A 16,189-nucleotide genomic window follows, 5' to 3' on the forward strand; every position below is an offset into this window, starting at 1 on the left:
GGCAGCGACAAGGACAAGCGCATCTTCCTGCGCGCGGCCAGGACGGTGGACTACGGCGCGCTGATGGAGGTGATGAACGCGCTGCGCGGCGCCGGCTACCTGAAGGTGGCGCTGGTCGGCCTCGAGAGCGGGGACAGCAAGTGACGTCGGGTCACTCCCTTCCCCGCAACGCGGGGAAGGTGGCCGAAGGCCGGATGGGGAGCGCTCGTGGTGCTGATGACCAAGACCCCGTCGGCTCCCCTCCGCCCCTTCGGGGCACCTCCCCACTGCGTGGGGAGGTTTTGCGCTGGGGCGTGAGCCTGGGCGTGGTGCTGGCGGCCCATCTGGGCGGCGGCATGGCGCTGCTGGCCTGGCGCATACCGCAGGACATGCCGGCATCGGTGCCGGCCGTGATGATCGACATGGAGCCCGTGGCCAGCACGCCGGCGCCGCAGGCCGACGATGCGCCGCCGGGCCCCAGGCAGGAGGAGGCCGAGCCGCCCGCCGTCGAGACCGAGGTGCTGGCGCGCGAGCTGCCCGAGCCGGAGCCGCCGGAGCCCGTGACCTTGCCGCAGCCCGACCGGCTGGCCGAGATGCTGCCGCCGCCCGATGTGCCGCCTGAAGTGGTGATCGAGGTGCCGCCGCCCAAGCCGCCACCGCCAAAGCCCAAGCCCGAGGTCAAGCCGAAGCCGGCCGAGAAGCCGGTGCGCAAGCCCGAGCCCAAGCCCCCAGAACCCAAGCCCCCAGAACCCAAGCCCAAGGTGGCGCAGACCACGGCCCCGGCCACGGCGGCAGCGCCGCCGGCGCCTGTCGCCGCGGCGCCGCCGCCGGGCACGGCCAGCCAGCCGTCGCCCGATGCGATCCGTCGCTGGCACGCCGCCCTGGCCGCGCATCTGCAGCGGCACAAGCGCTATCCCGCCGCGGCGCGGCGTGACGGCGAGGAAGGCACGGCCTATCTGCGCATCACCCTGGACCGCAACGGCATGGTGCTGGCCAAGCGGCTGGAGCGCGCCTCGGGCCATGCCGCGCTCGACCAGGAGGCCTTGGCGCTGGCCGACCGCGCCCAGCCCCTGCCGCCACCGCCGCCCGAGATGCGGGACGATCGCTTCGAGTTCGTCGTGCCCCTGCAGTTCGTGCTGCAGTGATCTGCTCGCCATGACCTTGGACTACCTTCCCCCGCTTGCGGGGGAAGGTGGCGCGAAGCGCCGGATGGGGGATCGCTTCAACGCAAATGGTGCGTTCCATCGAGCACCCGTGCGGTTCAGCATCCCCCATCCGCCCTTCGGACACCTTCCCCCGCAAGCGGGGAAAGGTATGCAATATTAAGTAGATTTACTGTCAATACATACTATTTTATTGTGCATGATTCTTCGGCACCGGCATCTTGAGCGCGCACGATATCTCAGACGGGAGGCAACTCCCGCCGAGCGCGATCTGTGGAAACGTCTACGCTTTCGCCAAGTGAGCAATGCAAAGTTCCGCCGCCAGCGACCGATTGGCCGCTACATCGTCGATTTCGTCTGTCTGGAAGCGAAGCTGATTGTCGAGATCGACGGCAGCCAGCACGCGGATCGGGTATCTTACGACGAAGAGAGAACGCGCTTCCTTGAAGCAATCGGCTTTCGCGTGATGCGCTTCTGGAACGGCGAACTTCTTGCGCAACCACACCACGTGATGGAGCAGATCTTCACGGCGGTTTCAGAGCGGCTGCGACAGCAGCGAGATTGACCTGTTGCTATTACCTTTCCCCGCTTGCGGGGGAAGGTGGCGCGAAGCGCCGGATGGGGGATTGCTTCAACGCAAATGGTGCGTCTCATCGAGCATCCGTGCTGTTGCAGCATCCCCCATCCGCCCTTCGGGCACCTTCCCCCGCAAGCGGGGGAAGGTAATCGAAAACCGACGCGCTCATCCGATTGTTCTTCCGCTTCCGTCGGACCGAGTCGCGCACGTTCAGAGCGCAACCTGGGATGGCAGCGGCCATGACAAGTGTCGCTCACGCTCGCGATGACAGCTCGGCTGCCGCCAGCGTGGCGACCTCGAGGCGCATCGCGGGATCGGCGCCGTCCGCCATGAGCCACGCCGACGACAGGCCGGCCCAGGCGAGGATCCAGCGCAGCAGCCGCTGGTGGTCCAGGCCGGCGGCTGCGGCGACGACAGCCACGCGGCGCCGGAAGCGTCCGGGCGCCAGCGCCGTCTGGGCGTCGGGGTTGCAGAACAGGTTGGCGTAGTCGAAGCCGCGTTCGCCCAGCAGGCCCTTGGGGTCGATCGCCAGCCATCCGCGCGGTCCGAAATCCAGGACGTTGCCGTGGTGGATGTCGCCATGCAGCACCACCACGTCCTGCGGCGCCGCCAGCAGCGCGTCCGCCGCCGCAGCCGAGCGCGCCAGGATGCCGCCATGCTGCGCCGCCGCCGGCGCCAGGCCGCGGAACCACCATGACAGCGGCACGAGGTCGGGCAGGGGACGGGCCCGTGGCATATGCAGGCGGGAAGCGGCCTGGCAGAGAATGCGGCAGGCGGCATCATCCTGGCCGCCGCGCGCCAGCGCGGCGAGCGACGCGGTGCCCTGGGCGCGCTCCAGCAGGATGGCGTCGCCGTCCTGCGCCAGCACGCGTGCCGCGCCGTCGCCGTCCCACCATGCCATCAGCCGGGCGCCGGCCCTTTCCTCGTCGGCCAGCGCGATCTTGAGCATGGCCGGTGTCGCGCCCTGGCGCACGGGCAGCAGCCGGCTGCCAGGCGTCACGATCGGCGCGCCGTCGGGCACCAGGTCCCAGCGGGCGAGATAGGGGGTTGGACTCACATTCATGTTCCTGTTATGTTCTTGATCCGGCGCGAGGGGAAGTCGGCGCCGATGTTCCGACGAACGCTGCTGATTGCAAGGATGCCATGCCCGACCGGCCGCCCCACAAGCGTCGCGTCCGCTTCTTCGAGGATCATGACCCGGCGGCGCGCGCCCGCGAGCACGAGCTGGCGACAACCACCGTGCGCCAGCTCGCGGCACGCGGCGGCCTGGTGCAGGCATGCTGCTGGCGCTGCCACCGCGAGAAGCTGCTCGACCCGCATGACCTGATGGACCGGCATGCCGACAGGATGGTGAAGGATATCCCGGTCGCGTGCACGCGCTGCGGCGCCGGCGGGCTGCCCTACACCATGATCCACTGGCCGTCCGGCACGCCGTTGCCCGGCGCGCAGATGTGAGGCAGTCCGATGCGCCGGCGCCGATCGCCGCCCCGGGGGAAGGACTCCGCCGCGTCGTCCGCATCGACGGTGACGGAACCGAAGATGCCTTTTGCCGCCGGCCTGGAGGAGCGGGGCGCGCGCGCGGTCGCCGCGGCGCGCGCCTCGGGCGATGCCCAGGCCCTGGTGCAGGCCTATCGCCGGGCGCGCTGGCATCAGCGCAACCACCATCAGGCCTACAAGGCGGCGTTCGACATGGTGCGCGCGCGGCGGCCGGATCTGAGCGAGTCCGATATCGCCGACATGGTGATGTTCGTGATCGCATGGGCGTCGCACGAGCACGCGGACTGGTTCTGGCGCTGCATCCCGACGACGGACATGGCGTCGGCAATGGTCGACGGCGGCGCGGACGGCCGTCCGGGCTGATGCGGTGACAATTTTTGCGACGGCGGAACCCGCCCGCGCCAAGAACGTTCTCGCCGCAACCTTGCGTTCCTTCCTTTCTCTCCCCCAAGCGGATCGCAGGGCCAGGCCGGGAGCATGGACTGCGCGGAGTATGCTCCCGGCCGCCAGGCAAGGGATGGATGCGAAGACGCATCCGGCGAAGATGCATGTGGCAGGATATGAACCAGATCGACCGTCCGCTCGCGATCCGACTGTCCGAGGTCGAAGGCCAGATCCTGGATGTGATGGACGAACGTGCCAGCGGCCCGGAGCGCAGTATCGCGCTCGGCGCGCTCGACACGGCCATGGATGCGCGCGGCTATTCGGGCAGGGCCGTGCTGCGCGCCGTCGAGTCGCTCATCGGCAAGGGCGTGCTGGGTCGCGCGGGCTCGGGATATCTGCAGCGCCTGGCTGACCCTCCGACCGCCGCCATGCGCCGGCGTCGGCCGGCGCCGCGGCGGCCGCGCCGCAACACCGGCCTGTAGCGGCCCTCATTCCTTGGCGTACTTGAATCACGTCGTGGACTGGAAGACTGAGAGCACCGGCACGCGTCAGAACACGGCCTGGCCGACGGCCAGCGCGATGATCACCACGGCGATCGCCAGGATCAGGAACAGCACGAACAGGAACTTGGCGATGCGCGCGGCAGCCTCGGAAATGCCGGTGAAGCCGAGCGCGCCGGCGATCAGCGAGATGACGAAAGCGATGAGGGCCCATTTCAGCATGGTGGACGCATCCTGCGGCTTGCGGCTTCTGTGGCGATGCAACGCGCCCTGCATGGCTTCGTTCCACGCGCCGCAACCGCAGAGCGGTGCGCCGGCGATGAAACTTTCCCCGGACATGTCGCGTTGATTCCCGAGAACGCAGACGAGGAAGCCATGTCCAATCCTTCTCGACCCGCGCGACCCGCGTCGCCGCCGCCCAGGCCCGCCGACACGCCGCCGCCGAAGATCAAGGATCCACCGCAGCCGCCACAAGGCGGCGATCGTCCCGGCGAGACGCCGGTGGAGCTGCCGCCGCGCGATCCGGCATTGCGCAAGATCGGCCCTGAGGACGAGGACCGCTGGCGGCGCGACGACGAGCGCTAACGGCCTCGGGAACACCACGAACGCAACGGATCAATGGAGGCGACCATGGCGCGCAAGCAGAAGAAGCTCGACAAGGCGCTGACCGAATCATTCCCCGCGAGCGATCCGGCGGCGATCTTGCAGCCCGCGCCGGCAAATGACCTGCGCACGTCGGATGCCAAGGCCGACATGGATCACATCGACATCGACGACGAGCAGGAGGTGCGTTTCTGGGCCCAGGAGCTGGCGGTCGACGTCGCGCGCATCAAGGAAGCGGTCGACGCCGTCGGCAACAAGGTCGAGCCGGTGCGCCGCTATCTGAAGGCGGAGACGGTCGGAGGCCGATCATGAGTCGCAGCCGCACGTTCATCGCGGCGCTGGTCGCCGGCATCATCGGCCTGGGCGTGGCGCAGGCCGGCGCCGAGGACTGGCGCCACCAGGACGGCCGCTACTGGGACTGGCGCGACCGCAACCACGACGGCCGCATCGACCGGCGCGATGGCCCGCCGCGCGGCTACTATCCGGCCGAGCGCTACCACGACCGCCGGTCGACGACCTATCGGCCCGAAGGCTCGTGCCGTTTCCAGACGCGTCGCGGCGTGATCACCGGCTACAAGCCCGTGGGCAAGGACCGCTGCTGCATCGAGACCCGCAACGGTCCGTCCTGCCAGTAGCCGGCTGCTTTCGCCCAAGGCGAGAGATCTGCAGATCTGAGCGCGAGGGATCCAGGCACCGTCCTGGATCCCTCGCCGCGTTGCGGATGACCTGACGATGACAGGGTTCTGAAGACCGCTCGACCCTTGACGCTGGCGCTGTCGTGCTGCCCCATACCCGCTCGCGTAGCTTGACAGGGACAAGAGGCAGGTGCGCAGGAAGCCCGATCGGGCGACAGGGAGGGGAGGTTGCCATGCCATCCATGACCGACACGGCCAAGGCGTTCTTCGATGCGTGCGAGACCGGCAAGGGCTGGGAGGTATGCAGGGCGTACTGCAGGCCCGACGCGACCTTCTCGGCGCAGGCCGAGCCGCTGACCGACGTGCACATGCTGCAGCAATATGCCGAGTGGATGAGGGGCATGCTGATCGTGCTGCCGGATGGCAGCTACCATGTGAAGTCCTTCGCCGCTGACAACGAGCGCAACAATGTCTGCGTGTACGCGGTGTTCTCGGCCTCGCACACGGGGCCGGGCGGGCCGGTGCCCCCGACAGGCCGCAAGACCGACACGGACTACGTCTACGTGATGGAATTCGACGGCGGCAAGATCCGGCACATGACCAAGATCTGGCATGCCGGATGGGCCATGCGCGAGCTCGGCTGGGCCGGCTGAGGCGCTCGCCCATAGGCGCCAGCCTTGACGCACGATTGTGCGGACGGGCGGCTCCTGCCGCGCTCTTCGTCTTGTCGCGGCAATACCATGAGCGCGCCCGGAGCCGCGCGGTCCGGCAGACGCCGCCGAGACATGAGCGGGCCTGAGGCCCGCGATCCGAGTGACCCCAGGTCATCGCCGCACGGCGATCGCGACCAGGCGCCGGCCCTCGCGGCGGATGCCGTCGCGGCTGGCGATTGCCTCCAGGTCGTGCTCGATCGCGGCGCGCGCCGAAGGCCGCAGCGCCTCGGGCAGATGGCCGAGGAAATTGCCGAACGAGCTTGCCTCGGCGAAGCGGATGGCGGCCTCGGCCGTGTCATAGGTCTGCACGACCGGCTGCACGGCGATCCTGGTCGGCGTGAAGCCCGCGGCCTCGAGCAGGTCGTGCATCTCCTGCTCGCTGACCCGGTAGGTGATCTGGGCCCGGGCGCGCGGATGCTCGCGAAAGGGCGGCCGTGACAGCACCTGCGCCGCCACCTCGTGCAGCGGCGATACGCGGTCCTTCAGGCTGGTGCCGATGCCCAGGCGGCCGCCCGGCCGCAGGACGCGCGCGAGCTGGCGCAGCGGCCCGGCCTTCTCCGGCAGCCAGTGGAACACGGCGTTGAGGCAGGCGACATCGAAGCCGCCGTCGGGCAGGTCGTCGAGGTCGTAGGCGTTGCCGACGCGGAACACGAGATTGGCTTGCGTCTTGGCCTGCGCCAGCTCGATGCGCAGCGGCAGGGGATCGAGCCCCAGGACGTGGCCGCGGGCCCCGACCAGGCCGGCGATATGCTGCGCCAGCAGGCCGGTGCCGCAGCCGAGATCCAGCACGCGCTCGCCGGCGCCGATCGCAAGCTCCGCCACCAGGCGCTGGCCGGAGCGGAACTGGCGCTCGGCGCTGATGCGCTCGTAGTCGTCGGCCAGGGCGCGCGTGTCCTCGGTCAGCAGCGGTGCCGCCGGCTCGTCGGTGCCTGTGCTCGCTTCATCCATGTCACGCTCCGGCCTTTGACCATTGTTGACCCGCCGCGCGGAAGTCTGCGATGAAATCGGGGCGTAAGCAAAGCAGACGGCAGCATCAAGAACCTGACGGCGCCGCCGCTCGGGGAATGGAGGAACCACAGCATGAAGATCGGCGTCTTCTCCACGTTCATGTCGCCGCTGGCGACGCCTGCGATGATCCGCGATTTCGGCCGCCGCGCCGAAGGCATGGGACTCGAGTCGATCTGGATGGGCGAGCACGTGGCGCTGTTCGACAAGAACACCTACGGCTATCCCGGCTCGAAGGACGGGCGCATCCCCGTGCCCGAGGGCGGCGGCATGCTCGATGTCACCGCCACCTTCGGCTTCCTGGCGGCCGCGACCAGCAAGCTGCGGTTCGGCACCGGCGTCGCGCTGGTGCCGCAGCGCAACCCGATCTACACCGCCAAGGAAATGTGCACGCTCGACTGGCTGAGCGACGGGCGCATCGATTTCGGCATCGGTGTCGGCTGGAACAAGGAGGAGGTCGAGGCCTGCGGCTATCGCTGGGAGGATCGCGGCGCGCGCTGCGACGAGTTCCTCGAGGTGATGCGCCGCTTGTGGACCGAGCCGGTGGTCGACTTCGCGGGCAAGTGGGTGAAGTTCGAGACCATGCGGCTGGACCCCAAGCCGATCCAGAAGCCGCATGTGCCGATCATCGTCGGCGGCTATGCCGAGGCGGCCATGCGCCGCGCCGTGCGCTTCGGCGCCGGCTGGTATGGCTTCAATCGCGATCCGGCGGGCACGAAGGAGATGCTGGCGCAGCTCGACGCGGCGTTCGCGAAGGCCGGCCGCAAGCGCGGCAAGGACTTCCAGATCATCATCACGCCGCCGGTATCGATGTCGGTCGATGCCATGCAGGCCTATGCCGAGGCCGGGGTCGACCGCCTGATCGTGAACCTCGGCAGCCAGCGGCCGGAGAAGGTCGACCCGCGCATGAAGGAGATCGAGACGCTGGTGAAGATGGCGGCGTGAGCAGCTGGCGCGCTCGCGCCACGACGCCGTCATTCCCGGGCATGGCGGGCTTGCCCGCGATGCTCGGGGCGACAGATCCCGCAGCCGCCACGCCGTCGCTGGAGCCAGGATGACGGATTGCAGTCCGGCCTTCTCGCTCATGACGGGCGGCCCGTTCTACCGCCTGCTCCTGCGGCTGAGCCTGGTGCGGCCGCCGCTGGGGCTCCTGTGGCGGCGCGTCGCTGCCGTTCTGGCGATCGCGTGGCTGCCGCTGCCGATCCTGGCCGCGATCGCCGACGGCCACGCGACCACGTCGACGCTGTCCTTGTTCCTCGCCAATGTCGAGGGCCATGTCCGCCTGCTGGTCGTGCTGCCGCTGCTGCTGGCGGCGGAGATCCCCTGCCATCGACGCCTGGGCGTGGCTGTAGAGCAGTTCCTGTCACGCGGGCTGGTGGCTGATGCCGACCACAGCCGGTTTGACGCGGCCGTGGCAGCGGCGCTGCGCCGGCGCGATGCGTTGCTCCCGGAGCTGGTCCTGCTTGCCCTGGTCTATCTCAGCAGCGATTGGCTCTGGCATTGGCGCGACACGCCCGGGGGAGAGGTATGGTTCGCCGTCGTCAGCAACGGCGGCAGCCACCCGACAGTGCCCGGTGTGTGGTTCGTGCTGGTCAGCGTGCCGCTCTTCCAGTTCGTGCTGCTGCGCTGGTACTGGCGGCAGCTGATCTGGTTCCACCTGCTATGGCGCATCTCGCGCCTCGAGCTGAGCTTGCCGGCGGCACATCCGGACGCCGCGGCCGGCCTGGGCTTCCTGGCCGACAGCGCCCGTGCCTTCGTCCTGGTGCTGCTGGCGCACGGCGCGCTGCTGGCAGGACGGGTCGTCGATCACGTGACCGCCACCGGCGCCGACCTCACGGCCTTCAAGGGCGATGTCGCGGTGATGGTGGTGGTCCTGCTGGCCCTGAACCTGGGGCCGCTGTGCTTCTTCTCGCCGCAGCTCGCGGAGGCCAGGCGCCAGGGGCTGCTGCGCTATGGGCAGCGCGCGGCGCGGAACATTCCGCGTGTCTCGAATGGCGTCGATCCAGATGGTATCGATCACGCGCTGGCCACGGTCACGAGCAACTACGACCGGGTCCAGAAGATTCGCATGATGCCTTTCAGCCTGGCATTCGCCGGGCGGCTGGCCGTCATCATTCTGCTGCCATTGATTCCGGTCGCCGGCGCGGCCCTGCCGGTCGGCACATTGGCGATGCGCCTGGCGAAGATCATCCTGTGACCGTGCGCACGCGCTGCGGATCTGCGTCCAGCCGCTGATCGCTGCGATCCGGGCCTTGCAGGCGGCGCATTGCTGCCAGCACGCGCGCGACCTGCTGCTCGGCGATGCAGATCGATTGCATCGCCTCGCTTTCCTCTCCCAGTGACCGCGTAATGGGAAGGCTGGCGCAGCGGCCCAGGCGGTGCAGGCTCGCCTTGGCCGTCTGGATCTCGCGCAAGGCGAGCTGGATCATCCCTGCATCCCAGGCGGCGCGCCGATCGAGGTTGCGCACAGGGCCTTCATGCTCCTGACAGCGCTCGCGCACGTGCTCTGCCAGATCGTACGGCAACAAAACGTCGGATGAATCGTCTCGCGTCATCGCATCCGGACAACGCCGCGTCACTCCCGTAGTTCCAGGCATGCAAGGCCGCGCGCGGGAACAAACCACGAGGCCGGCCCGTTTGCGTGCCAGCGCAGCACCAGGGTCTTCCCTGGCGGCGTCCCCAGGGCGTTGGCAGCGGCTGCTTCCGGATATTCAACATGACGTGGCTACAATGCGCTTAACAGGCAAGCTCGCCGTTGCCTTCGTGGTGCTCACAGGCCCGGCAATGGCTCACGGGTTGCATGACTGGATACGGCAAGGGAATTTCCGCGATGCTGCCGGCAACAGTTGCTGCTCGGAGCTCGACTGTCGGATGATCCCGGTCAATTCCGGCGATGTGGTGGAGCTGGAGAATGGCGATTTCCGCTATGTGCCCACCGGCGAAGTGATCCCGCGCAACGAGACGCGTCTGTCGCCGGACGACAACTACTGGCGCTGCTATTGGCACCAGAATGGCCAGGAGCTGACGCGCAAGATGTGCTTCTGGCGGCCGGTGCGCGACAGCTGAGGCCGGTGTCGGCCGTCGCGCGAGTCGCGACTGTCATCCCGCGTAGCGAGGGATGACAGTCGTATCGAACTCGGCAGTTCCCGGCCCTAGTATCTCGAATACGCGGGCGCCGGTACGACGACCGTTGTTGGCGGCGGCTCGGCCGGCTTGACGTACACGGTGCGCTCGGTGTGGCTGCAGCCGGCGATGGCCGCCGACATCAGCGTCGGCAGAACGATCAGGCACAACATGCGTGACAGGCTCATGGCTTCTCTCCTGGTCGGACAAGAAACGGCGCGCGGCCTGCAAGGTTCCTGACGCCCGGTGACGGGAACTGTCACCTTGGGCACGCGTTGTAGCCCATGCAGACGACGAGGAACCGCAATCCATGACCCGCAATGTCGGGCCGGTCGTATCGGCTGGCGTCATTGGCCTGTGCATCGCCATGAAGGCGCTCGTATGCTGCTCGTGGGACACCGCGTGCAGCGTGGCCCGCTTGAAGCAATCGCGCACAACCTAGAGACTGCGGAGAGCTGGAACCGGTCCCGCGGGCGCCTCGTTGACCGTCATCGCCGAAGCCGGTCGGGAGACGCGATTGGCAAATCGTTCCCTTGCACGGTATCGCGCCAAGCGCGACTTCACCCGCACCGCGGAGCCCAGCGGCAAGACCGGCGTGGTGCCCTCGGCGCGGCTTCGCTTCGTCGTGCAGAAGCATGCCGCGAGCCGGCTCCACTACGATTTCCGCCTCGAGCTCGATGGTGTCTTCAAATCGTGGGCTGTCACGCGTGGCCCGTCGCTCGATCCCCACGACAAGCGGCTGGCGGTCGAGGTCGAGGATCATCCGCTGGCCTATGGCGACTTCGAGGGCACGATCCCGAAAGGAGAGTACGGTGGTGGCACCGTGCTCCTCTGGGATCGCGGGTATTGGACTCCTGAGCCGGGAGCTTCGCCGCAGGCGGCGTTGCGCGCCGGGAGCCTGAAGTTCGCCCTCGACGGCGAGAAGCTCGCAGGCGGCTGGGCTCTGGTGCGGTTCCGGCGCGACGACGGCAAGCGCAACAACTGGCTGCTGATCAAGCATCGCGACCAGGCAGCGCAAGATGGCCGGGGCGAGGCTGTGCTCGAGAATGACCGTTCCGTCGCCTCGGGGCGCGACATGGAGCAGATCACGGCCGGCGAGGGCAGGGGGCCGGCCCCGTTCATGACGGCCGGGCGGCGGCGTGGCAAGGCCGGCGCGGTCTGGCCCTCCAATCGCCGCAAGGATGAAGACGACGATGCCGCACCGGCCGCGCCGCGGCCCGGCGTGAAGCTGCCGCGCGGGCGCATGCCCGATTTCATCGCGCCGCAATTGTGCCAGCTCGTCGAGCGTCCGCCCGAAGCCGCCGGCTGGGGGCATGAGGTAAAGCTGGACGGCTATCGCGTGCAGGCGCGCATCCTTGACGGCGAGGCCACGGTCAAGACGCGCAAGGGCCTGGATTGGTCGGACAAGTTCCCACAGATCGCCAAGGCGGCCGGCACGCTGCCGGATGCGATCATCGACGGCGAGGTGGTGGCGCTCGACGGCAACGGCGCGCCGGATTTCGCCGCGCTGCAGGCCGCGCTGTCGGAGCGCGACACGCGCAACTTGACGTTCTTCGCCTTCGACCTGCTGGTCGAAGGCGAGGAGGATCTGCGCCGCCTGCCGCTCGCCGAACGCAAGGCGCGCCTGAAGGTGCTGCTGGAGGCCAATGCCCGGAAGCTGGGACCCTCTTTCCGCTATGTCGAGCACCTCGAAAGCGCAGGCGATGCGGTGCTACGCTCGGCCTGTCGCATGTCGCTGGAGGGCATCGTGTCGAAGCGGCTGGATGCGCCCTATCGCTCGGGCCGCAGCGGCGCCTGGACCAAGGCGAAGTGCCGCGCCGGGCGCGAGGTGGCCGTCGTGATGGGCGTGCCGATCTCCAACCCCGACAAGAAGCTGTGGCCCGATGTCGATGGCGAGCCGGCCACGAAGCTGGAGCTGGCGCGTTACTACGAGGCTGTCGGCGGCTGGATGATGCCGCACCTGGAAGGGCGGCCGTGCTCGATCGTGCGCGCGCCGGACGGCATCGCCGGCGAGCAGTTCTTCCAGCGCCATGCCGGCCCCGGCACCTCGAGCCTGATCGCGCAGGCGCGCATCTCCGGTGACCGCAAGCCGTACCTGCAGATCGATCGGATCCAAGGCCTTGCGGCCATGGCGCAGGTCGCGGCGCTGGAGCTGCATCCCTGGAACAACCGGCCCGGCGATCCGATGCTGCCCGGCCGGCTGATCTTCGACCTCGATCCGGCGCCGGATGTGGGCTTCGAGGCGGTGATCGCGGCGGCGCGCGAGCTGAAGCGCCGGTTGGAGGATCTCGGGCTGGTGCCGTTCTGCAAGACCACCGGCGGCAAGGGCCTGCATGTGGTGACGCCGCTGACGCAGTCGCGCCGCAGCGGGCCGGACTGGAAGGCAGCGAAAGCATTCGCGCGCGCGCTTTGCGAACGGATGGCTGCCGACAGTCCCGATCGCTACGTCATGACCATGGCCAAGAAGGCGCGCACGGGCCGGATCTTCCTGGACTACCTGCGCAACGACCGGTTCGCCACCGCCGTGGCGCCGCTGTCGCCGCGCGCCCGGCCCGGGGCCACGGTGTCGATGCCTCTGACCTGGAGCCAGGTGCGCGCCGGGCTTGACCCGCGGCGCTACACCCTGCGCAGCGCGCCGGCCCTGATCGCGCGCAGCAAGGCATGGGCAGACTATGCCGACAGCGAGCGGCCTCTCGCACCAGCGATTGCGGCATTGACGGCTCCTACATCGCGCCGCCGGCGCGCCGCATGAAGCTGTCATCCCCAGAGGCGTGGCGACATGGCCCGGACGGGAAGGTCACACGCCGGGGGCGCGCCACTCCGTGGCGCGTCATGGTAACGTTTCAGGCGATTCATCCCGCTGACCACGGGATGGTGAATCGGACGACGGAGGGTGACGCCATCCATGCGTGCAGGCTGGGTATTGCTGAGGAGCACGATCGACGGCTTCGTCGAGGACGAGATGCTGAGCCGCGGGGCGGCGATCGCCTACTACAGCGTGTTCGCGCTGGCGCCCGTGCTGATCATCGCCATCGCGGTCGCCGGCCTGGTCTTCGGGCCGGACGCGGCGCAGGGGGCGATCGTCGCCGAGCTCAGCGGGCTGATGGGCGAGAGGAGCGCCGATGTGCTGCAGTCGGTGGTGCGCAGCGCCAGCGATCCCGGCAGCGGCACCTGGGCGACGGTGATCGGCATCGGTGCGCTGATGGTGACGGCCAGCGGCGTCTTCAGCGAGATGCAGGCGGCGCTCAACCGGGTGTGGAAAGCCAAGCCGCAGACGTCGGTCCTCTCGCGCCTCGTGCGCGCGCGGCTCGTCAGCCTGGGGCTGGTGCTGGCCCTGGGCTTCCTGATGACCATCTCGCTGGTGGTGAACGCCGGCCTGTCGGCGATCGACACCTATGTGAAAGGCTTCGTTCCCGGCGGGCACGTGCTGCTGCAGGTCGTCACCTTCGTGGCGTCCTTCGCCCTGATCTCCCTGCTGTTCGCCGCCATCTACAAGGCGCTGCCCGACACGCAGATCCCGTGGCGCGACGTGACCATGGGCGCCATCGTCACGGCGCTGCTGATGACCCTCGGCAAGTCCCTGATCGCCTTCTATCTCGGCAGCAGCAGCGTGGCGTCGGCCTACGGCGCCGCCGGTGCGCTGGCGCTGATGCTGGTCTGGATCTTCTATTCGGCGCAGATCTTCCTGCTGGGCGCCGAGTTCACGCGCGCCTATGCCGAGCTGCGCGGTGACCGCCGGCGACCGGCATCGGCTCGCGTCAGCGGCGCCGACGGTTGAGATGGGCGCTGAGCCAGCCCAGCCCGAACGCGATCGAGACGGCGCAGAAAGGGCGGGTGCGTATGCCGTCCTCCAGCGCCGCGACGTCCTCGGCCAGGGCGTCGCGGGTGGATCGCAGCTGCTCGCCAACGGCTGAGTCGGCCGCCCGGATTGCGTCGTCGGCGAGGTGGTCGACCAGCGCCGAGCCCAGGGACAGGAACGCGCGGCCGCTGTCCTCGATGGCATGCTTGGCATCGGCGCCACCCGACGCCAGCGACTGCTCCATCGTCGTCAGGATGCGTTGCATCCGGCGGCGCAGCTCCTGCGCTTCACGCTGCATCGACTGTGCCGTCCGCCTGGTTTGCCAGCTCACCATGGTGCTGCTCCGTCCCGTTCGCGGCGTCGTTGGACGCCGATGCTGGAACGCCCGGCCGGAGCCGGGCGTTCCGCGTGGACAAGCGTTCCCGCCGGCCGACGTCGCCTTCGAAACGGGGTGCCGCGCGCGCTCGGCGCGCACGCAATCCGGTGGCATGGGATCAGGAGACAACGGCATCCGGGCCGCTTCCGGCGGCGGTCTCGTCATGCGGATCCGTACCGGCAGCGCTTCCGTTTGCGTTGGCAGGCGTCTTGCCGGGCGGCGCGGCATTTGCCGTGCGCGCCGACCCGGGCATCACGCTGTCCACCACGGCGACGACATCGGCAATATCGGCGCATGCCCGTGGGCTGTCGCCATCGACGGTGACGGCGAACCCGTGACCCTCACGCTTCACGTCGATTCGGTGGCCGCTCATGACTCCAATCCCCGACAAGCACCGGCGGTTGCCGCCGGCCATCGCGCCTGGCCGTGGCGGCCAGGATCACAGGCAAAGCGCCGGAAGGACGACTTGGTTCCCGCGCCTGAAAGAATTTTCCAATCGACCAGGTCCGCCCATCGCCTGCTTCAGCCAACCAACTTCATCCCCGGTGATGATAGGCCTTGAACGGCGCGGTAATCGGGATGAAGCTTCCACGGTCGGTGCAAGCACCGACGCCACGGATGTGCTCCTTTGCGGTGTCGTGCCATGGGCAGACGAACCTTCGAGACACCGGCCCCTTGGGGCATCGGGCCTGGACCGGCGAAGCTCTACTCGATCGACGGCGCGCTGCATGCCGTCACCATGTGGCTGGACCTTACGCCGGTCCGGCCCAACACACGCAGCGAGCGCGAGATGATGCTGACCTTGCGCGACGTGCTGTCGGCTATTCCTGCCAGCGCGATCGAGGCGGATCTCATGTCTGCCAAGCGCGCGATCAAGGGCATGGTGAAGTACGCCAACAGCAGCGAAGCCTCCGTCGGGCGCCTCCTGGCCGCCACCGCGCCGCTGCGGCCGATCGCACGGCTTTCCGCGACGCGGGCGAAGGGCGATTGAGGGCGCCTGTGATCACGTGAGGGCAGGGCGCGGCGGGCCTTGGCGCGGCAGGGCGGCGCCCCTCACTATCATGGCAAGCCATCGCGGGGGCCTGCCATGTCGAGTGGTCAGCCAGGCAAGTACTTCGACAAGCCGGTCCGCATGCGGGTCGGCGACGGGGTCGGCTTGATCCGAAACGTCGAGGAAGCGCTCGATTGGATCGAGCATCGACCGGCCGAGGTGAAGATGCCGTTCGTGGACGCGGCAGCGGCGCTGCGCCGGGCGCGCAGCTCCGGGACCGCCGCCGACGCGGCAGCGGCGCGGTCGGCGTTCGAGGCGGCGCTGGCTGCCGCCGGGCTGCTTGCGCATCGTTCGCCGGAGTGATCGCGCCTCGGTCCACGCCGCCCCGAAGTGAAGGATGTGTGCGCCATGCCGCTGCCGACGTGGTCCAGGACAGGTCTTGCCGTGGTGGCGCTGGCGGTCGTGTCGGCCGGCGGCGCGCGGGCGCAGGAGAGCTATCTGTGCACCGAGGAGCAGTCCACCGGCTTCCTCTTCGACAAGGTCCGGCGCGCCTGGCAGCCCTCCGTGCTGGTCGCGGACAGGAAGCTGGTCGTGCATCTGGACCAGGGTGCGACGCGGACCTGGTTCGTCTCGGAAGGCGGGCGTCGCACGTCTTCGTATTGGTGCCCCAGCGGTTGGGTCAACGACGAGATGAGCTGCACCGGCATCGCCGGCTCGTTCTGGATGAACCGCAAGACCATGCGCTTCCTCTATGTCTACAAATGGGGCTACCTCGACGGCGACTCGCCCGACACTCCCAACATCACCATCGGGCGCTGCTCGCCCGGCTAGCGCACGTCGGACT

The 16,189-nt window shown here is 68.8% G+C and carries 24 protein-coding genes; 17 read left to right on the forward strand and 7 right to left on the reverse strand.

The features are described from left to right. Window positions 1-293 precede the first annotated feature (293 nt). Complete coding sequence (locus FHP25_RS42335; protein WP_147851385.1) at window positions 294-1,124, forward strand: energy transducer TonB family protein; 831 nt, start codon at window positions 294-296, stop codon at window positions 1,122-1,124. Window positions 1,125-1,341: 217 nt separating this feature from the next. Then, window positions 1,342-1,707: an endonuclease domain-containing protein gene (locus tag FHP25_RS33690; protein ID WP_147851386.1), complete on the forward strand. Its 366-nt coding sequence runs from the start codon at window positions 1,342-1,344 to the stop codon at window positions 1,705-1,707. Window positions 1,708-1,972: 265 nt separating this feature from the next. On the opposite strand, the gene FHP25_RS33695 is transcribed toward FHP25_RS33690, so the two are convergent. Then, window positions 1,973-2,782 carry an aminoglycoside phosphotransferase family protein gene (locus FHP25_RS33695; protein ID WP_147851387.1) on the reverse strand — a complete coding sequence of 270 codons (810 nt, stop codon included), beginning with the start codon at window positions 2,780-2,782 and terminating at the stop codon, window positions 1,973-1,975. A gap of 80 nt (window positions 2,783-2,862) precedes the next feature. Between FHP25_RS33695 and FHP25_RS33700 the strand changes: the two genes are divergently transcribed. The 3 genes from FHP25_RS33700 to FHP25_RS33710 all read left to right on the forward strand — a co-directional run bounded on the left by FHP25_RS33700 (window position 2,863) and on the right by FHP25_RS33710 (window position 4,082). Beyond that, on the forward strand, window positions 2,863-3,174 hold the full coding sequence (locus tag FHP25_RS33700) for a hypothetical protein (protein ID WP_147851388.1): 312 nt from the start codon (window positions 2,863-2,865) through the stop codon (window positions 3,172-3,174). Window positions 3,175-3,258: 84 nt separating this feature from the next. Then, window positions 3,259-3,579 (forward strand): hypothetical protein, encoded by a 321-nt coding sequence (locus FHP25_RS33705; RefSeq protein WP_147851389.1) that lies wholly within the window; start codon window positions 3,259-3,261, stop codon window positions 3,577-3,579. Window positions 3,580-3,776: 197 nt separating this feature from the next. Then, on the forward strand, window positions 3,777-4,082 hold the full coding sequence (locus FHP25_RS33710) for a hypothetical protein (protein WP_147851390.1): 306 nt from the start codon (window positions 3,777-3,779) through the stop codon (window positions 4,080-4,082). Window positions 4,083-4,148: 66 nt separating this feature from the next. Here FHP25_RS33710 and FHP25_RS33715 read toward each other — a convergent pair whose 3' ends face one another. After that, the gene (locus FHP25_RS33715; RefSeq protein ID WP_147851440.1) at window positions 4,149-4,322 is read right to left on the reverse strand and encodes a DUF1328 domain-containing protein; all 174 of its coding nucleotides are present in this window, start codon (window positions 4,320-4,322) and stop codon (window positions 4,149-4,151) included. Window positions 4,323-4,475: 153 nt separating this feature from the next. On the opposite strand from FHP25_RS33715, the gene FHP25_RS33720 reads away from it, so the two are divergent. The 4 genes from FHP25_RS33720 to FHP25_RS33735 all read left to right on the forward strand — a co-directional run bounded on the left by FHP25_RS33720 (window position 4,476) and on the right by FHP25_RS33735 (window position 5,991). Then, entirely contained in the window at window positions 4,476-4,685 is a 210-nt protein-coding gene (locus FHP25_RS33720) for a hypothetical protein (RefSeq protein ID WP_147851391.1), read from the forward strand. Between the two features lie 45 nt (window positions 4,686-4,730). Continuing rightward, window positions 4,731-5,015, forward strand: coding sequence for a DUF3606 domain-containing protein (locus tag FHP25_RS33725; protein ID WP_178133982.1), 285 nt, complete (start codon window positions 4,731-4,733; stop codon window positions 5,013-5,015). Next, window positions 5,012-5,338: a hypothetical protein gene (locus FHP25_RS33730; RefSeq protein WP_147851392.1), complete on the forward strand. Its 327-nt coding sequence runs from the start codon at window positions 5,012-5,014 to the stop codon at window positions 5,336-5,338. The genes FHP25_RS33725 and FHP25_RS33730 overlap by 4 nt, the downstream gene beginning before the upstream one ends. A 233-nt stretch (window positions 5,339-5,571) precedes the next feature. Further along, the gene (locus FHP25_RS33735; protein WP_147851393.1) at window positions 5,572-5,991 is read left to right on the forward strand and encodes a nuclear transport factor 2 family protein; all 420 of its coding nucleotides are present in this window, start codon (window positions 5,572-5,574) and stop codon (window positions 5,989-5,991) included. A gap of 171 nt (window positions 5,992-6,162) precedes the next feature. Here the strand turns inward: FHP25_RS33735 and FHP25_RS33740 are convergent, their stop codons facing one another. Next, window positions 6,163-6,999 (reverse strand): class I SAM-dependent methyltransferase, encoded by an 837-nt coding sequence (locus FHP25_RS33740; protein ID WP_147851394.1) that lies wholly within the window; start codon window positions 6,997-6,999, stop codon window positions 6,163-6,165. Window positions 7,000-7,131: 132 nt separating this feature from the next. On the opposite strand from FHP25_RS33740, the gene FHP25_RS33745 reads away from it, so the two are divergent. Both FHP25_RS33745 and FHP25_RS33750 read left to right on the forward strand, forming a co-directional pair. Continuing rightward, on the forward strand, window positions 7,132-8,001 hold the full coding sequence (locus FHP25_RS33745; RefSeq protein WP_147851395.1) for an LLM class F420-dependent oxidoreductase: 870 nt from the start codon (window positions 7,132-7,134) through the stop codon (window positions 7,999-8,001). Between the two features lie 109 nt (window positions 8,002-8,110). After that, complete coding sequence (locus FHP25_RS33750; protein ID WP_147851396.1) at window positions 8,111-9,253, forward strand: hypothetical protein; 1,143 nt, start codon at window positions 8,111-8,113, stop codon at window positions 9,251-9,253. Here the strand turns inward: FHP25_RS33750 and FHP25_RS33755 are convergent. Then, complete coding sequence (locus FHP25_RS33755; RefSeq protein ID WP_147851397.1) at window positions 9,243-9,611, reverse strand: hypothetical protein; 369 nt, start codon at window positions 9,609-9,611, stop codon at window positions 9,243-9,245. The two genes, FHP25_RS33750 and FHP25_RS33755, sit on opposite strands and share 11 nt — an antisense overlap. Before the next feature lie 166 nt (window positions 9,612-9,777). On the opposite strand from FHP25_RS33755, the gene FHP25_RS33760 reads away from it, so the two are divergent. Next, window positions 9,778-10,122: a hypothetical protein gene (locus FHP25_RS33760; RefSeq protein WP_147851398.1), complete on the forward strand. Its 345-nt coding sequence runs from the start codon at window positions 9,778-9,780 to the stop codon at window positions 10,120-10,122. 86 nt (window positions 10,123-10,208) lie between these two features. Here FHP25_RS33760 and FHP25_RS41100 read toward each other — a convergent pair whose 3' ends face one another. Then, a complete protein-coding gene (locus tag FHP25_RS41100) occupies window positions 10,209-10,367 on the reverse strand; it encodes a hypothetical protein (protein ID WP_178133983.1) in 159 nt (52 codons plus the stop codon). A 329-nt stretch (window positions 10,368-10,696) separates the two neighbouring features. On the opposite strand from FHP25_RS41100, the gene ligD reads away from it, so the two are divergent. Both ligD and FHP25_RS33770 read left to right on the forward strand, forming a co-directional pair. Beyond that, complete coding sequence (gene ligD / locus FHP25_RS33765; RefSeq protein WP_147851399.1) at window positions 10,697-12,931, forward strand: non-homologous end-joining DNA ligase; 2,235 nt, start codon at window positions 10,697-10,699, stop codon at window positions 12,929-12,931. 153 nt (window positions 12,932-13,084) lie between these two features. Next, window positions 13,085-13,957 carry a YihY/virulence factor BrkB family protein gene (locus FHP25_RS33770; RefSeq protein ID WP_147851400.1) on the forward strand — a complete coding sequence of 291 codons (873 nt, stop codon included), beginning with the start codon at window positions 13,085-13,087 and terminating at the stop codon, window positions 13,955-13,957. On the opposite strand, the gene FHP25_RS33775 is transcribed toward FHP25_RS33770, so the two are convergent. Further along, on the reverse strand, window positions 13,938-14,312 hold the full coding sequence (locus tag FHP25_RS33775; RefSeq protein ID WP_147851401.1) for a hypothetical protein: 375 nt from the start codon (window positions 14,310-14,312) through the stop codon (window positions 13,938-13,940). The genes FHP25_RS33770 and FHP25_RS33775 overlap by 20 nt on opposite strands. Before the next feature lie 160 nt (window positions 14,313-14,472). Next, window positions 14,473-14,727, reverse strand: a complete 255-nt coding sequence (locus tag FHP25_RS33780; protein WP_147851402.1) for a hypothetical protein — start codon at window positions 14,725-14,727, stop codon at window positions 14,473-14,475. A gap of 270 nt (window positions 14,728-14,997) precedes the next feature. On the opposite strand from FHP25_RS33780, the gene FHP25_RS33785 reads away from it, so the two are divergent. The 3 genes from FHP25_RS33785 (at window position 14,998) to FHP25_RS33795 (ending at window position 16,176) form a co-directional block, all read left to right on the forward strand. Next, window positions 14,998-15,345 carry a hypothetical protein gene (locus FHP25_RS33785; RefSeq protein WP_147851403.1) on the forward strand — a complete coding sequence of 116 codons (348 nt, stop codon included), beginning with the start codon at window positions 14,998-15,000 and terminating at the stop codon, window positions 15,343-15,345. Window positions 15,346-15,441: 96 nt separating this feature from the next. Continuing rightward, window positions 15,442-15,708, forward strand: a complete 267-nt coding sequence (locus FHP25_RS33790; protein ID WP_147851404.1) for a DUF982 domain-containing protein — start codon at window positions 15,442-15,444, stop codon at window positions 15,706-15,708. Window positions 15,709-15,753: 45 nt separating this feature from the next. Continuing rightward, a complete protein-coding gene (locus FHP25_RS33795) occupies window positions 15,754-16,176 on the forward strand; it encodes a hypothetical protein (protein WP_147851405.1) in 423 nt (140 codons plus the stop codon). The last annotated feature ends 13 nt before the right edge of the window (window positions 16,177-16,189 follow it).

Source organism: Vineibacter terrae, assembly GCF_008039615.1.
Lineage (GTDB): Bacteria > Pseudomonadota > Alphaproteobacteria > Reyranellales > Reyranellaceae > Vineibacter > Vineibacter terrae.

Coding starts and splice junctions, on each gene's coding strand:
- FHP25_RS33690 (WP_147851386.1), top strand. CDS start 1,342: ATGATTCTTCGGCACCGGCATCTTGAGCGCGCACGATATCTCAGACGG.
- FHP25_RS33695 (WP_147851387.1), bottom strand. CDS start 2,782: ATGAATGTGAGTCCAACCCCCTATCTCGCCCGCTGGGACCTGGTGCCC.
- FHP25_RS33700 (WP_147851388.1), top strand. CDS start 2,863: ATGCCCGACCGGCCGCCCCACAAGCGTCGCGTCCGCTTCTTCGAGGAT.
- FHP25_RS33705 (WP_147851389.1), top strand. CDS start 3,259: ATGCCTTTTGCCGCCGGCCTGGAGGAGCGGGGCGCGCGCGCGGTCGCC.
- FHP25_RS33710 (WP_147851390.1), top strand. CDS start 3,777: ATGAACCAGATCGACCGTCCGCTCGCGATCCGACTGTCCGAGGTCGAA.
- FHP25_RS33715 (WP_147851440.1), bottom strand. CDS start 4,322: ATGCTGAAATGGGCCCTCATCGCTTTCGTCATCTCGCTGATCGCCGGC.
- FHP25_RS33720 (WP_147851391.1), top strand. CDS start 4,476: ATGTCCAATCCTTCTCGACCCGCGCGACCCGCGTCGCCGCCGCCCAGG.
- FHP25_RS33725 (WP_178133982.1), top strand. CDS start 4,731: ATGGCGCGCAAGCAGAAGAAGCTCGACAAGGCGCTGACCGAATCATTC.
- FHP25_RS33730 (WP_147851392.1), top strand. CDS start 5,012: ATGAGTCGCAGCCGCACGTTCATCGCGGCGCTGGTCGCCGGCATCATC.
- FHP25_RS33735 (WP_147851393.1), top strand. CDS start 5,572: ATGCCATCCATGACCGACACGGCCAAGGCGTTCTTCGATGCGTGCGAG.
- FHP25_RS33740 (WP_147851394.1), bottom strand. CDS start 6,999: ATGGATGAAGCGAGCACAGGCACCGACGAGCCGGCGGCACCGCTGCTG.
- FHP25_RS33745 (WP_147851395.1), top strand. CDS start 7,132: ATGAAGATCGGCGTCTTCTCCACGTTCATGTCGCCGCTGGCGACGCCT.
- FHP25_RS33750 (WP_147851396.1), top strand. CDS start 8,111: ATGACGGATTGCAGTCCGGCCTTCTCGCTCATGACGGGCGGCCCGTTC.
- FHP25_RS33755 (WP_147851397.1), bottom strand. CDS start 9,611: ATGACGCGAGACGATTCATCCGACGTTTTGTTGCCGTACGATCTGGCA.
- FHP25_RS41100 (WP_178133983.1), bottom strand. CDS start 10,367: ATGAGCCTGTCACGCATGTTGTGCCTGATCGTTCTGCCGACGCTGATG.
- FHP25_RS33770 (WP_147851400.1), top strand. CDS start 13,085: ATGCGTGCAGGCTGGGTATTGCTGAGGAGCACGATCGACGGCTTCGTC.
- FHP25_RS33775 (WP_147851401.1), bottom strand. CDS start 14,312: ATGGTGAGCTGGCAAACCAGGCGGACGGCACAGTCGATGCAGCGTGAA.
- FHP25_RS33780 (WP_147851402.1), bottom strand. CDS start 14,727: ATGAGCGGCCACCGAATCGACGTGAAGCGTGAGGGTCACGGGTTCGCC.
- FHP25_RS33785 (WP_147851403.1), top strand. CDS start 14,998: ATGGGCAGACGAACCTTCGAGACACCGGCCCCTTGGGGCATCGGGCCT.
- FHP25_RS33790 (WP_147851404.1), top strand. CDS start 15,442: ATGTCGAGTGGTCAGCCAGGCAAGTACTTCGACAAGCCGGTCCGCATG.
- FHP25_RS33795 (WP_147851405.1), top strand. CDS start 15,754: ATGCCGCTGCCGACGTGGTCCAGGACAGGTCTTGCCGTGGTGGCGCTG.